The organism is Ornithinibacillus caprae, from assembly GCF_009728145.1.
In the GTDB taxonomy this organism is placed as follows: Bacteria; Bacillota; Bacilli; order Bacillales; family Amphibacillaceae; genus Ornithinibacillus; species Ornithinibacillus caprae.
This window is the reverse complement of record NZ_WOCA01000021.1, coordinates 25,051-37,014: the sequence shown is the minus strand read 5'-3', so window position 1 is coordinate 37,014 and position 11,964 is coordinate 25,051. Positions and strand designations below refer to the sequence as shown.

The window sequence follows — 11,964 nt, the reverse complement described above, 5'->3', positions numbered from 1 at the left end:
GATTTTAATAGTGACTTGTTCCACTTATCGCTTGAAGAATTGGGAAATTAACGGACTAACCTGACCATAAATACTATTAATTTGTTGTGCAGTGGTTGAAATTTTTTCAAGATCTAGGTTTCCATCTGGATCCTGAAACAAAGACAGTAAATTCGGTCGGTTGGATTGTTGCTGTCCTGGAAACGGTGGTCTTCCAGGTGGCATTGGCGGGTATGGTGGCATCGGTCGTCCCGGTCTTCCTGGAAACATACAACACACCTCCTAAGTTTTAAAAAATCTACTATATATTATTCATTGAATATATTATTGAAAAGGGTCGCTGTCCCATATAAATAAAATTGTGTATGAAATTCTTGTAACTGGTGGCAAAACAGTATCATAAGTTATTAGATGAAGTTAATGTAGAGGGGTGTGGCTATGAGCGTCATTGAAACGGATCAATGGTTGTTGAACGATTACGAAGACCCGTTAAAACTATGCGAAAGAATCGAGGATTATTTTAGTGGTGCTTCTGCTTCAGAGATTTATCAGCATTTAGCCATTAATGGTATGTACCGGAGACCGAGTAAGCATGGAGAAGAAATTGTACAAGGACTACAAGATAAAAGATTCTGGGATATCATTAAATGGGAAGAACGAAAGCTTCAGAAGAAGTGGAATGGTCCAGATATTCCAATTCTAATTTTACCTTCCGATACAACTAATCGTACAATGAATGCTGAATATAATGGAAAATCAGGACTGGCGTTTAACGATAAGTTATTTTTATTTCTTTCAGAGGATAATTCGGTAAAAGAAATACAGGCGTTATTTACCCATGAGTATAATCATGTTTGTCGATTATCCGTCTATTCAAAGCCAGAAGAGGATTATGTATTATTGGATACCATTATATTGGAGGGTTTAGCTGAAAATGCTGTTCGGGAGCGATTAGGCGAAGATTATACAGCAAACTGGACATCCTATTATACCGAGGATGAAGCAGAGAAAATATGGAAGCAGATTATTTATCCTCATAAAGATCTTCCTAAAAATCATCGAAAACATCCGGAATTATTATATGGGCTCAAGTTTCAGCCTAGAATGGCTGGCTACTGTGTTGGCTATCATTTAGTTAATAAATATTTAACCAAGACTGAATTGAGATGCAAAGATTTATTAGGTAAGTCATCAGAGGAAATTGCTCAAATTGCAAATGAATAAAGAACGTTTTCCTAAATAGATGTATTCTGCTAGTTACTTTATCTCTAGGATTATAGGTAGATAGTAACTGAGACAAAAGTGTATTAATCAATGAAAAATCTGAACTAACTCTGACGTAACCATCCTTTGGCCTGCGGAAAAAAAGGCATCGGTGAGCCGCACAGTGCGTCAGCATGAGGAGGCTCACCAGCCGCCCGCAGAAAGCGAAGTGTATTTTCGGAGCGGTGTGCAAGCGTTACATTCCGTCTTAGTTTTCAACCAACGTATTTCAAAGGATATGTTACTGCGTAGTTTACTACGAATTATGATCCAGTAACATCCTAAACTTCCTTATCCTGAATCATCCGTCTTTAGAATAGAGTGCTATAGTTTTTTTCTAGCATTTTCTAAGCAGTTATTTTTTGATTAAATGAATAAAAACGGCAACAAAGTTAAGGCTGCAATGGAGCCTAGACCAAGGCCAAAACCTCCAAAGCCTCCAAAACCACCAAAACCGCCAAATCCGTATCCATATCCTCCTAAATGGCGTCTTCCGTCAAGTGGACGCAAGTAAACCTTTCGTCGATCCACACCTTGAACAATTCCACGATGGACACCTCCATCATGGGTTCTAATTTCAACAGCTCTTCCCGTACACTGCCTGCAAAGGCCATGATAATATCCAACAGACATTTTTTCACCCCCATATGATGAGCCTTATCATATCGTATGTGTAAATCTGAAGCATGGTAAGGATAGATAGACTGAGTTAACAGCGGAATATCCATCCGTTTATTATTACCTAAGCCCAATTTAGGTCAAATTAGGATTCTATCCATATCACACATTATTTATCTGCGTATATTATTAACAAATGGTTATGGAGGTGTTGAAGTAATGGGTGGTGCAGTTGCTGGAGCTGGATACGGATATGGCGGAGGGTTCGCCTTAATTGTAGTGCTGTTTATACTATTAATCATTATTGGAACAGCTTATGTAGGGTATTAATTTACCGATTAACTAAAATATTTAATTAGGAGGGTTTTTCTTATGTCATTTGGATATGGTGGATATGGCTATGGCGCAGCTGGAGCCGGAGCTGGATACGGCGCTGGCTATGGTGCTGGCTATGGCGGAGGATTTGCATTAATTGTTGTATTGTTCATCCTTCTTATCATTGTTGGAGCAGCATGGTTATAATTTCAAAACTTCCATTTAAACACAGTCACTTGTGAGTGACTGTGTTTTTACTCACTTTTTTGGACAAGTTAGATAAAAAATAATCCCATATTACGTGCTTATTCGTAATATGGGATGCTTCTTTGATGAGGAAGTTGGTAGTTATAGAATATCTGGTTCTTAAATAAAGAACCAAGGAAGTAATGCAAGTGTAAAAATTGAGCCTAGTGCAATCCCAAGGCCAAATCCTCTAAAACCGAAAAAGCCATATCCATAGCCTCCAAGGCCACCAGCACCACCCATTGGTTGTAAATATACCTTTCTATGATCTACATGCTGGATGATTCCACGATGAACTCTACCATCTCTCGTTCTTATTTCCACAGCTCTCCCCTTATACCGATTACACAGTTCAAAATAATGCCCTGCTGACATACTCTCACCTCCATTATACATGAGCTATATGACATTGTATGTTGCAATATAAAATGTCGTAATGGATAGATGCATTAGGGGAATAGCGGAAGAGATTCATATACTAAAGAGCCCATTTTTAGAATTCGTGACATTTTCCATATCAAGATCGGGCGTATTACATATAGTATTAACAAATGACACATGGAGGTGTTATGTAATGGGTGAAGCTGTTGCTGGAGCAGGATTTGGCTATGGCGGAGGTTTCGCATTAATTGTAGTGCTATTTATTCTACTAATTATTGTTGGAACAGCTTTCGTTGGCTACTAATCTTTTAAAAACAATCTGATTGAATGACTAGGAAAGAGTAGCCCAAATTAGGCAAATTGGGACACTGTCCCATACAAAACTAGGGCAACTCTCATATAGTATTAGCAAATAGCACATGGAGGTGTTATTAATGGGTGAAGCTGTTGCTGGAGCAGGATATGGCTATGGCGGAGGTTTCGCGTTAATTGTAGTGTTGTTCATTTTACTAATTATTGTTGGAACAGCTTACGTTGGTTATTAATTTTCACATTTAAAAAATTACTAAAACAAGGAGGAATTGTGTTATGTCATTTGGATATGGTCATCATTGTGGTTACGGCTATGGAGCACCAGTAGGAGGAGCTGGCTATGGATACGGCGGTGGTTTTGCACTAATCGTTGTATTATTCATCCTACTAATCATTGTTGGTGCTGCTTGGTTGTAAGGTAAACGTAAAGCCTAACTACCGATATAGTAGTTAGGCTTTACTACATTTTTCCATTTACTCATGTTCCTACAATCTTAAGGAGGTTGGTCGTAGACCGACCTCCTTCTTTAGCAGTTAAGAAAGTATAAACTTTCCTATCCTGCATAAGTGCAACTAGGGCATTCACCATAAAGGCTTGGCGAATGCCAAGTTTTCTAATCAGCTCAAACAATGCATCTGCTTTTTCGCCTGATCCCATGGAACCGTATATCCTTTTCCTTTCGCGCAAAAAATGGAGTTTGAGGAATACTCAGGGTCCGCATCTTTTCGGTAGTCCATTTTATGAATAACATCTGCTTCATTATGACAACGGTCATATCCTGCAAACCTAAGATTTAATATTCCTTTTCCATGTGTGAATGAAGCAAACTCTTTTTGATAATTCATAAAGGTGGCTACTGGAACTCTACCTGTAACCACTGTCTTATCATCAACCGTTTTAGGAGCATTAAATGTCCCAGATGCTTGTTGAATATCTGATAAAACCCTACCTATTTCATCGATTCCAACTTTTATTTTAAAGTTATAGTAAGGTTCAAGGAGTATATTTTGTGCTTGTTCTAGCCCTTGTCTTAATGCCCGTAATGTCGCTTCACGAAAATCACCACCAGAAGTATGTTGATGATGGGCACGTCCAGTAAGTAAGGTAATTTCAACATCCGTTATGGGTGAACCCGTCAGTAATCCATGATGATCCCTTTCAACTAAATGTTTCCGAACTAAATTCTGACTCCCTACTGACAGATCATTTGCATGACAATCATTATTAAATGTTACTCCAGTACCTCTAGGGGCAGGTTCTAATTTAAGGTGAACTTCAGCATAATGCCCTAAAGGTTCAAAATGCCCATACCCAACAACTGAGGTTTCGATTGTTTCCTTGTACAAAATTTCCGGTACTTGGAAGGAAACGTCATAATGGAATCTTTCTTTTATGAGTTGCTCTAACACTTCAAGCTGGATAACCCCCATAACATGGATGTGTATCTCTTGAAAATGCTCATCCCAAATCACCTGTAAAGATGGGTCCTCAGCATCTAGTTTGCAAAAGCATTGCAGCATATCTTTTGCCGGTATAGACGGGTCAAAAACAACTTTTGACCTCAATGTTGGTACCAGTTCAAATATGCTTTTTTCCACATTCACACCAACTCCATCTCCAATTACAGCATCTGATAATCCTACTACTGCAAAGAGTTCTCCTGAAGATACTTGATTGATCGTCGTATATTTCGTTCCATTATACACTCGTATTTGAGTAACTTTATCAGTTTTTCGCTCCTCACCCTTCCCATAGGAAAGTTCGTCACGAACTGAAAGGGTACCACCTAACGCTTTCATAAACGATACTCGATTCCCATTTTCGTCATAGCGAATTTTATAGACTTGTCCAGAAAAATCACCTTCATCCGAGTACCTAGTTTCTGTTAGTAGATCTAACTTTTCTAAAAACTCATGAACACCTACATCCTTTAAGGCTGAACCATGTACACAAGGGTAGACTATATTTTTTCTTATCATTGTTTTAAATGTCTTATGCCATAGGCTTTGTTCATAGCCCGACTCCATGTAGGCTTCAAATAGTTGTTGATCTCGCTCAGCAATGAACTCCACTAATTCTTCATCCATTTTTCCGTTATCATAGGACTTGGTTATATCAACTGCATCTTCTGTAAGATTTATTCGAATTTCAGCTAATACGCTGTCAACATCTGCACCTTCACGATCTGTTTTATTAATAAAGAAAAATGTCGGTACTTTATGTTTTTGAAGCAATTGCCATACCGTTTCTGTATGTCCTTCGACACCTTCCACTGCACTAATAATTACAATTGCATAATCCATTACTTGGATCGCACGCTCCATTTCAGGTGAAAAATCCACATGACCAGGAGTATCAATTAAATAATACGTTGAATCATTATAGGAAAACGTTGCTTGGTCAGCAAATACTGTAATACCACGCTCTTTTTCAATCTCATGACTATCCAAAAAAGCATCTTTATGGTCTACTCGACCTCTATTTCGAATGGTTTTTGTATGATAAAGCAGCTGCTCAGAAAAAGTTGTCTTTCCAGCATCTACATGTGCTAAAACACCAATAGTAATATTCATTACGTCACCCTCTATATGTAACTATGATTCTACTATTATAACAGAGGATTTTATCGGGTGAAGGTTGATTTCTCCGGTTAATGGTGATTGCTGGCACTCACCTAATCTCAAGCATACAAAAACCCCCAAACCATAATGGTTTGGGGCATGCTAATTAAACCTCCGAAAGATCAAAGGAGATTACTCTGTTTGTCTGAGGATTATATACCACATTCCCTCTAACGGTCATTTGGCCCTCTGGAGACTGTAAAATAAAGTCATACGTTTCTTTTGTTTCTGTCGCTGAGACTTGGGATTTTTCTACCGTATTGTATTCTGTTACATTTGCATTAGGATACGCTGTTTGAACAACTTCTAATAAGTATTTTCCCCAACGCTCCTCCTCTAGCTCAGGATCAGCAATGATCTCTACATTTAATACTCCAATATCTGGATTAGCACCTAATGCCTCAAACGCTCTACGGTGTAAAGTAATCTGACTAGCGTCACCGCTAGAAACCTTATCAACAACAGTTACAATAACTTCTCTACCTGGAATTGCTGGATTTCTCACTTTAATGGACTGTCCACACTGATATGGAGAATTCTGCCCAACAGCTACTGTCATATATTCGTTAGTAGACCAAGGGATCCCACATTGAGTTGTTGGTCCACCTTCTGTCCATGTAGCACGGCCGCTAACTGGCTGTTGACGTGTCCAAGTAGTCGGAATCATACTAGTTGTTCCATATGGATATGGAACATACGCAACTCTATAATCTGGATAATAAGCATATGGTACACATGGGTAATATGGATAACTTGAATACATTATTTTCCTCCTATCTTAAGACTAACCTTAAATAAGATATGCATTCAAAAGGTTGACCCGTGACAAAAGCCTTTTTCTTTTCCAGAAAATTGTTCGTTTCTTATTAACTAGCACGTTTTGAATCCCAACTATGTTTGGTTTTCTTGTACAACCATTCTACTTTGGAAAAACCCCACTGAAGAGCAACTCCTTGAATCACAATCCCTAAAACGGAGGTAATCGTAAGCAACCAAATAGATAGTGAATGATGAATCACAAATATTTCATGGCCAAAAAATAACATATGCCCAATAATGACATACAATGCATCTATATAGGATTGAACTGTTTCCTCTACATTCAAGATAACGATTCCTTCCATAAAGAATAATGCCAGAAGAAAAAGTACAATTAATGTAAGCGATTGGAAATTCATTTTATTCACATAAGGTAGAATATAGTATTTAGCAATTGTTTTAATTCGGAAAAAGTAAAAGATCCGTACAATTCTAGCAACCTGGAAAAACTGATCAAATGGAATAATGGCAATTACTAAAAATGGATTTTTCTTAATAAAGATCCACTTTTCCTCCGAAAGTAAGAATCTAATCAAAAAATCTACAAAAAATACAAACCAAACCACCCAGTTTATAGTGGAATTATACGTATTTTGCGTCCATAACGTGATAATGGTTAGCATTACGAGTAGAACCATAATACTTTCATACATTGCTTTTAAAAATTTTTGCAAAACGATTCCCCTCTTAAATTTCTATTTCCATCTATTATATTGGAAAATAAATATTCGTGCATCCCTCCAGCAAAAAATTAGAAAGCTTGTACTTTCCGTTTTACTTATTACTTGTTATCGCTTATCCGCCACTCCAACGATAACTACATCGTATTACTCTGTATACTCGTATAAAACTAATTGGATGAAGCATCCTATGCATACAATATTTGTGAAAGCAGGTAAGGATATGGAGATAACCGAATTATTTCTACGAGGATTTCTTTCATTTGTTGTGTTATTTACGCTAGCTAGAATCATGGGTAGAAAAGAAATTAGTCAAATGACATTTTTTAATCTTGTTTCAGCAATTGCTATCGGATCCATTGCGGCTGCACTTGTGACTGATCAAAGCTTCAGTATAAGAAATGGCATACTAGCTCTTATCGCTTGGACTATATATACTCTAGTAATGGATGTTATAGATATTAAGTTTAAAAATGCTCGTAAAATTACAACTGGAGAACCAATTATAGTCATTAAAAATGGAATGGTTATGGAAGGTGCCTTGCGAAAAACTAGACTGGATATGGATTCATTAAATTCCTTATTAAGGATTAACAAGGTTTTTTCAATTAAAGATGTGGACTATGCCATCTTTGAATCAAGCGGAAATCTTTCGGTACGATTGAAGGACAGTAAACTACCAATTACCAAAGGAGATTTAAACATTTTAACTTCAACAAAAAAGATTTATCCAACTGCAACAGAAATTATTTCCGATGGCAAAATCAATATGAATAACTTAAAACGATTAGATCTAAGTGAAAGTTGGGTTAGACAGCAACTTAAACAAGCAGAAGTTTCTTCTATTGAAGAGGTTTTTTATGCTGAGGTACAGCAGGATGGTTCGATATATATCGATATCAAAAATGATAATATGAATTATTAAAAAATGAATTATTGCGTCCGTAGCGGTCTTGTTTCCCGTCTTATGTAACAGAAATTTTTTTAGAAAATCTTACTAAATTCGTCCTCAGGTGTACAAGTAGTGCATATACATAAAAAAGTAACTTGTATTCTAGGGGGAAAAAGAATGTTTTTGCTGTTTCATAAAGCAGTTATAGGTATGGCACTACTTCGTGTATTATCTGGATTCATTGAGATATCTGCAGCATTATTAATGCTTCGATATAATAGCGTTGAAAAAGCATTGATTATAAATAGCTCGCTTGCTTTCATTGGACCACTTGTATTGCTTCTAACTACTACAATTGGTCTATTCGGAATTGCTGATCAATTATCATTTAAAAAGTTTTTTTGGATTTTTCTTGGTGTCGCCTGTATTATCTATGGTGTGAAAAGTAGTTAATTCTTACTTTCACCACCTCCCTATCCTCTTGTTTACCACTTGTAATGGCCCCTTGTCCGCATTACATTCTAATAATTTTCACCAACAAACATATTTTTCTTTTATTTAGGAAAACTATAGACACATGTTATAGGGAGTGAGATAAATGGGAGTTCTAGGCGGAAAACCAGAGGAAGAACCACTTCATTCAGGAGAGGTTTTTCACTTGTGGACTTATTTATTCCATATGAAAGCACACTTAGTTACAATGCAAGTACTGATTAATCACTCAGGAGATCATGATTTAAAGACGTTGTTAGAAGACCTTGTTGAAAGCGTCTTTACTCAAGAAGCTAAACAGGTTGAATCATTACTAAAAGAAACTGGGATACGTTTACCACCAGCACCACCAGATCGCCCTAATGTTGAAGTACAGGATATTCCAGCAGGCGCAAGATTTAACGACCCTGAAATTGCTGCGCTAGTACAAAAGGAATTAATAACTGGAAAAATGACGTGTAGTTATGTGATGGGAATAGCTCACCGAGAAGATATACGTGACATGTTTGGAGATTTCCATACACAAAAAGAGGAAAATGAAGTAAAACTATTACAACTCACAAAAGAAAAAGGGTGGATCGTACCACCACCAATAAACATAAAGTAACCATTTCTGATTTGTAACCTAGGAAAAACAAGGAGTAGAGAAATTGTGAAACCCAAAAATAAAGGTATGGTTATCGCTGCAATAGGGTCCATTCCTCTAATCATGACCCTTGGAAATTCCATGTTAATACCTATCTTTCCGGATATGAAATCATCTTTAGACATCTCTCAAATGAAAGTCAGTCTAACGATAACCGTTTTTTCCATAGCTGGAGCAATCTTTATTCCCATTGTCGGTTACCTGTCTGATCGTTTTTCTAGAAAAGTGGTCATCATACCATCGTTAATCCTATTTGGACTTGGCGGACTGCTGGCTGGGTTAGCCGCAGCTTTTTTTTCGAATGCATACGCTTGGATACTTATTGGGAGAACTCTCCAAGGAATTGGTGCAGCAGGAACTGCGCCTGTGGCCATGGCACTTACAGGGGATTTATTTAAAGGTGGAGAACAAAGTCGTGTGCTTGGGATATTTGAAGCATCGAACGGATTAGGTAAAGTATTATCCCCTATCATAGGGTCCTTGCTAGGATTATTAGTGTGGCATTCTGTATTTTTCGCTTTTCCTGTAATTACACTTGTGTCATTAATCCTTGTATTCATTTTTGTAAAAGAAAAAAGCAATCGCCAGGCACCACCTCCGTTTAAGAAATATGCACATGGACTGTTTAGTGTTTTTAAACATGAAGGAAGATGGCTATTTACAACCTATCTAGCAGGTGGGACATGTTTGTTTACGTTGTTTGGAATATTATTTTTCCTATCTGATAAATTGGAGACAAAGTACGAGATTGATGGAGTTATGAAGGGATTAATCCTCGCTATTCCATTACTTGTAATGGTTACAACGTCTTATATTACTGGAAGTAAGATTGGTAAAAATTTTGAAAAAATGAAAAAGCTACAGCTATTAGGGTTCGCATTTATGACGATTTCCTATGGCTCTCTTGTATTTTTAGAAAAAATTGTTCCATTTTTGGCAGTGTTAGCAATCAGTAGTGTAGGGGCTGGATTAATTTTACCATGTGTCAATAGCTTAATTACTGGAGCAGTAGGCAAAGAAAGAAGAGGATTTGTTACCTCGTTATACGGATCTGTACGATTTCTTGGAGTCGCTCTCGGGCCACCCATTTTTTCCCGGTTAATGGATTGGTCACGTACCGGGATGTTTGTATCACTTGCAACCTTCACCTTGCTTATTGGCCTACTCGTATTACTGTTACTGCATGTGAAAGGGAAAGATGGGAAGAAAAATAAAAAGACGAAATTTCGGTATAAGTATGTTTAAGAATGTGAATTATTGCAAATAAATGTAACACTACATTACAATTTTACATGTAGGAAGGAGAAGATTCAGATGAACGAGATCACCTTTTATGTAAAAGAAGCAACATCAGGTCCAACTATTCAAGAAATTGAAGATATTTTACATGAGCTTGGTGGCATCGAACGAGTCCTCATAGACACGGATGATGGTGAATTGAAAATTGAGTATAATGATAAACAGATTTCAAAAGAGCGAATAGCAATTACACTGCAACAGCATGATTATCAAATTTTACTACATTAAACTTAAGGTTTCTTTCTCCACCCAAAGCTGTAGGAACGAGGAATATCTATTCGACAAACAAGATCAATAACTGTCGTTGATATCCATTGGCTAATCAACGCTAAAAAGATGATTTCCCAGCTAATTACTGCTGCAGTAATTAAAAATATAACGGAGTTCATGTAAAATAGAGGTTTTCCGGGAAGTATATTTCTTCCATGAGATATCATCACTGCAACAACACCAACGCCACCGTTGGAAACATTATTCCGCATGAGGATTCCAATGCCTGTCCCAAGAAAAAACGATCCGATCACAAGATCATACATAAGGTTTCGGTGGGTAATAACAAAATGTGTTTCAAAAAAATCAATAGCTAAGGATGTCATCGTTATTCCGATGAGCGTCCATAATGTAAATCGTTTACCAAGGTATTTAATACCCAGTAACATGAGGGAAAAGTTCACAATCCAAAGAGCTGGCCCCATATTTATTTGAAGAAAGTGGTTTAACAATATTGCAATTCCACCGGCGCCACCAGACGGAATGGACTGAGGAAATAAAAATACCCCCATTCCAAATCCCTGACATATACCCCCGAGCATAACTAGTCCATGTTTCTTCCAAAATGGTCTCATGAGCAACTCCCTATCAAAACCCAATTTATTCAAACAACCCCTACTAACCTATTCAAAACCACCAGAAAAAAGAACAAGTGCCTGTCACTTGTCGAAATTCGACAAGTGACAGGCACTTGGCACTCCACTTTTCTGGAACTTCCTAGCTTGTTTAGTAGACCATACTCGTGTCGTGATAATATTTAAATTCTAGCAAGTTATTAGCTGGGTCAATTAAGAAGAAGGTCATATGCTCTTCTTGTTTTCCTTTAAATCGTACCATCGGTTTTTTAAAAAAGGGTAACTCTTCTTTGATTGCATATTCTAATGTTTGATCATACTCTTCCTTTTCCAAAAACGTAACTCCAAAGTGACGAGGATACATAGTTGGTTCCCTGTCTACGTTTTCAGGGCTTAAATGACAAACTACTTGATCCCCAAAAAAATCAAAGGTTACACGATCATCATATCTTCTAGCCAACCTACATCCTAATTTTTCATAAAATGTTACCGTTTCATCAAGCTCCTTACATGGAATAGCTAAATGAAACACTTTATTTGTTTCTCGCATGCTAT

19 protein-coding genes are annotated in these 11,964 nt (G+C 37.2%); 11 read left to right on the top strand and 8 right to left on the bottom strand.

Going from position 1 to position 11,964, the window contains the following annotated elements; genetic code table 11:
- Positions 1-24 precede the first annotated feature (24 nt).
- A complete protein-coding gene (locus tag GMD78_RS18930; protein WP_155671191.1) occupies positions 25-249 on the bottom strand; it encodes a YppG family protein in 225 nt (74 codons plus the stop codon).
- A gap of 168 nt (positions 250-417) precedes the next feature.
- Between GMD78_RS18930 and GMD78_RS18925 the strand changes: the two genes are divergently transcribed.
- The gene (locus GMD78_RS18925; protein ID WP_155671189.1) at positions 418-1,203 is read left to right on the top strand and encodes a DUF2268 domain-containing putative Zn-dependent protease; all 786 of its coding nucleotides are present in this window, start codon (positions 418-420) and stop codon (positions 1,201-1,203) included.
- 405 nt (positions 1,204-1,608) lie between these two features.
- On the opposite strand, the gene GMD78_RS18920 is transcribed toward GMD78_RS18925, so the two are convergent.
- Entirely contained in the window at positions 1,609-1,875 is a 267-nt protein-coding gene (locus GMD78_RS18920) for a hypothetical protein (RefSeq protein ID WP_155671187.1), read from the bottom strand.
- A gap of 204 nt (positions 1,876-2,079) precedes the next feature.
- Between GMD78_RS18920 and GMD78_RS18915 the strand changes: the two genes are divergently transcribed.
- Both GMD78_RS18915 and GMD78_RS18910 read left to right on the top strand, forming a co-directional pair.
- Positions 2,080-2,190 carry a YjcZ family sporulation protein gene (locus GMD78_RS18915; RefSeq protein WP_155671185.1) on the top strand — a complete coding sequence of 37 codons (111 nt, stop codon included), beginning with the start codon at positions 2,080-2,082 and terminating at the stop codon, positions 2,188-2,190.
- A gap of 42 nt (positions 2,191-2,232) precedes the next feature.
- Complete coding sequence (locus GMD78_RS18910; RefSeq protein ID WP_155671183.1) at positions 2,233-2,382, top strand: YjcZ family sporulation protein; 150 nt, start codon at positions 2,233-2,235, stop codon at positions 2,380-2,382.
- 159 nt (positions 2,383-2,541) lie between these two features.
- On the opposite strand, the gene GMD78_RS18905 is transcribed toward GMD78_RS18910, so the two are convergent.
- Positions 2,542-2,796: a hypothetical protein gene (locus tag GMD78_RS18905; RefSeq protein WP_155671181.1), complete on the bottom strand. Its 255-nt coding sequence runs from the start codon at positions 2,794-2,796 to the stop codon at positions 2,542-2,544.
- 199 nt (positions 2,797-2,995) lie between these two features.
- Here GMD78_RS18905 and GMD78_RS18900 point away from each other — a divergent pair, with 199 nt between their 5' ends.
- The 3 genes from GMD78_RS18900 (at position 2,996) to GMD78_RS18890 (ending at position 3,531) form a co-directional block, all read left to right on the top strand.
- On the top strand, positions 2,996-3,106 hold the full coding sequence (locus GMD78_RS18900) for a YjcZ family sporulation protein (RefSeq protein WP_155671179.1): 111 nt from the start codon (positions 2,996-2,998) through the stop codon (positions 3,104-3,106).
- A gap of 130 nt (positions 3,107-3,236) precedes the next feature.
- Entirely contained in the window at positions 3,237-3,347 is a 111-nt protein-coding gene (locus tag GMD78_RS18895) for a YjcZ family sporulation protein (RefSeq protein WP_425495066.1), read from the top strand.
- A 43-nt stretch (positions 3,348-3,390) separates the two neighbouring features.
- The gene (locus GMD78_RS18890) at positions 3,391-3,531 is read left to right on the top strand and encodes a YjcZ family sporulation protein (RefSeq protein ID WP_155671175.1); all 141 of its coding nucleotides are present in this window, start codon (positions 3,391-3,393) and stop codon (positions 3,529-3,531) included.
- 201 nt (positions 3,532-3,732) lie between these two features.
- Here GMD78_RS18890 and GMD78_RS18885 read toward each other — a convergent pair whose 3' ends face one another.
- The 3 genes from GMD78_RS18885 to GMD78_RS18875 all read right to left on the bottom strand — a co-directional run bounded on the left by GMD78_RS18885 (position 3,733) and on the right by GMD78_RS18875 (position 7,229).
- Positions 3,733-5,688 (bottom strand): elongation factor G, encoded by a 1,956-nt coding sequence (locus tag GMD78_RS18885; RefSeq protein ID WP_155671173.1) that lies wholly within the window; start codon positions 5,686-5,688, stop codon positions 3,733-3,735.
- 154 nt (positions 5,689-5,842) lie between these two features.
- Entirely contained in the window at positions 5,843-6,499 is a 657-nt protein-coding gene (locus GMD78_RS18880) for a DUF3889 domain-containing protein (protein WP_155671171.1), read from the bottom strand.
- A 103-nt stretch (positions 6,500-6,602) separates the two neighbouring features.
- A complete protein-coding gene (locus GMD78_RS18875; RefSeq protein WP_155671169.1) occupies positions 6,603-7,229 on the bottom strand; it encodes a transporter in 627 nt (208 codons plus the stop codon).
- A 229-nt stretch (positions 7,230-7,458) separates the two neighbouring features.
- Here GMD78_RS18875 and GMD78_RS18870 point away from each other — a divergent pair, with 229 nt between their 5' ends.
- The 5 genes from GMD78_RS18870 to GMD78_RS18850 all read left to right on the top strand — a co-directional run bounded on the left by GMD78_RS18870 (position 7,459) and on the right by GMD78_RS18850 (position 10,792).
- On the top strand, positions 7,459-8,160 hold the full coding sequence (locus tag GMD78_RS18870) for a YetF domain-containing protein (RefSeq protein ID WP_155671240.1): 702 nt from the start codon (positions 7,459-7,461) through the stop codon (positions 8,158-8,160).
- Between the two features lie 144 nt (positions 8,161-8,304).
- Entirely contained in the window at positions 8,305-8,580 is a 276-nt protein-coding gene (locus GMD78_RS18865; protein ID WP_155671167.1) for a YqhV family protein, read from the top strand.
- 145 nt (positions 8,581-8,725) lie between these two features.
- Positions 8,726-9,226 carry a DUF3231 family protein gene (locus tag GMD78_RS18860; protein WP_155671165.1) on the top strand — a complete coding sequence of 167 codons (501 nt, stop codon included), beginning with the start codon at positions 8,726-8,728 and terminating at the stop codon, positions 9,224-9,226.
- A 66-nt stretch (positions 9,227-9,292) separates the two neighbouring features.
- Positions 9,293-10,510: an MFS transporter gene (locus tag GMD78_RS18855; protein WP_155671238.1), complete on the top strand. Its 1,218-nt coding sequence runs from the start codon at positions 9,293-9,295 to the stop codon at positions 10,508-10,510.
- Positions 10,511-10,579: 69 nt separating this feature from the next.
- On the top strand, positions 10,580-10,792 hold the full coding sequence (locus GMD78_RS18850) for a hypothetical protein (RefSeq protein ID WP_155671163.1): 213 nt from the start codon (positions 10,580-10,582) through the stop codon (positions 10,790-10,792).
- Between the two features lie 2 nt (positions 10,793-10,794).
- On the opposite strand, the gene GMD78_RS18845 is transcribed toward GMD78_RS18850, so the two are convergent.
- Together GMD78_RS18845 and GMD78_RS18840 are read right to left on the bottom strand one after the other, a co-directional pair.
- On the bottom strand, positions 10,795-11,409 hold the full coding sequence (locus GMD78_RS18845) for a YitT family protein (protein WP_155671161.1): 615 nt from the start codon (positions 11,407-11,409) through the stop codon (positions 10,795-10,797).
- Positions 11,410-11,560: 151 nt separating this feature from the next.
- The gene (locus GMD78_RS18840; protein ID WP_155671159.1) at positions 11,561-11,959 is read right to left on the bottom strand and encodes a VOC family protein; all 399 of its coding nucleotides are present in this window, start codon (positions 11,957-11,959) and stop codon (positions 11,561-11,563) included.
- Positions 11,960-11,964: the final 5 nt, after the last annotated feature.

Bases quoted from the DNA above. Each gene is read 5' to 3' on its own strand.
- GMD78_RS18930 (WP_155671191.1), bottom strand. From the start codon at position 249: ATGTTTCCAGGAAGACCGGGACGACCGATGCCACCATACCCGCCAATG.
- GMD78_RS18925 (WP_155671189.1), top strand. From the start codon at position 418: ATGAGCGTCATTGAAACGGATCAATGGTTGTTGAACGATTACGAAGAC.
- GMD78_RS18920 (WP_155671187.1), bottom strand. From the start codon at position 1,875: ATGTCTGTTGGATATTATCATGGCCTTTGCAGGCAGTGTACGGGAAGA.
- GMD78_RS18915 (WP_155671185.1), top strand. From the start codon at position 2,080: ATGGGTGGTGCAGTTGCTGGAGCTGGATACGGATATGGCGGAGGGTTC.
- GMD78_RS18910 (WP_155671183.1), top strand. From the start codon at position 2,233: ATGTCATTTGGATATGGTGGATATGGCTATGGCGCAGCTGGAGCCGGA.
- GMD78_RS18905 (WP_155671181.1), bottom strand. From the start codon at position 2,796: ATGTCAGCAGGGCATTATTTTGAACTGTGTAATCGGTATAAGGGGAGA.
- GMD78_RS18900 (WP_155671179.1), top strand. From the start codon at position 2,996: ATGGGTGAAGCTGTTGCTGGAGCAGGATTTGGCTATGGCGGAGGTTTC.
- GMD78_RS18895 (WP_425495066.1), top strand. From the start codon at position 3,237: ATGGGTGAAGCTGTTGCTGGAGCAGGATATGGCTATGGCGGAGGTTTC.
- GMD78_RS18890 (WP_155671175.1), top strand. From the start codon at position 3,391: ATGTCATTTGGATATGGTCATCATTGTGGTTACGGCTATGGAGCACCA.
- GMD78_RS18885 (WP_155671173.1), bottom strand. From the start codon at position 5,688: ATGAATATTACTATTGGTGTTTTAGCACATGTAGATGCTGGAAAGACA.
- GMD78_RS18880 (WP_155671171.1), bottom strand. From the start codon at position 6,499: ATGTATTCAAGTTATCCATATTACCCATGTGTACCATATGCTTATTAT.
- GMD78_RS18870 (WP_155671240.1), top strand. From the start codon at position 7,459: ATGGAGATAACCGAATTATTTCTACGAGGATTTCTTTCATTTGTTGTG.
- GMD78_RS18865 (WP_155671167.1), top strand. From the start codon at position 8,305: ATGTTTTTGCTGTTTCATAAAGCAGTTATAGGTATGGCACTACTTCGT.
- GMD78_RS18860 (WP_155671165.1), top strand. From the start codon at position 8,726: ATGGGAGTTCTAGGCGGAAAACCAGAGGAAGAACCACTTCATTCAGGA.
- GMD78_RS18855 (WP_155671238.1), top strand. From the start codon at position 9,293: ATGGTTATCGCTGCAATAGGGTCCATTCCTCTAATCATGACCCTTGGA.
- GMD78_RS18850 (WP_155671163.1), top strand. From the start codon at position 10,580: ATGAACGAGATCACCTTTTATGTAAAAGAAGCAACATCAGGTCCAACT.
- GMD78_RS18845 (WP_155671161.1), bottom strand. From the start codon at position 11,409: ATGAGACCATTTTGGAAGAAACATGGACTAGTTATGCTCGGGGGTATA.
- GMD78_RS18840 (WP_155671159.1), bottom strand. From the start codon at position 11,959: ATGCGAGAAACAAATAAAGTGTTTCATTTAGCTATTCCATGTAAGGAG.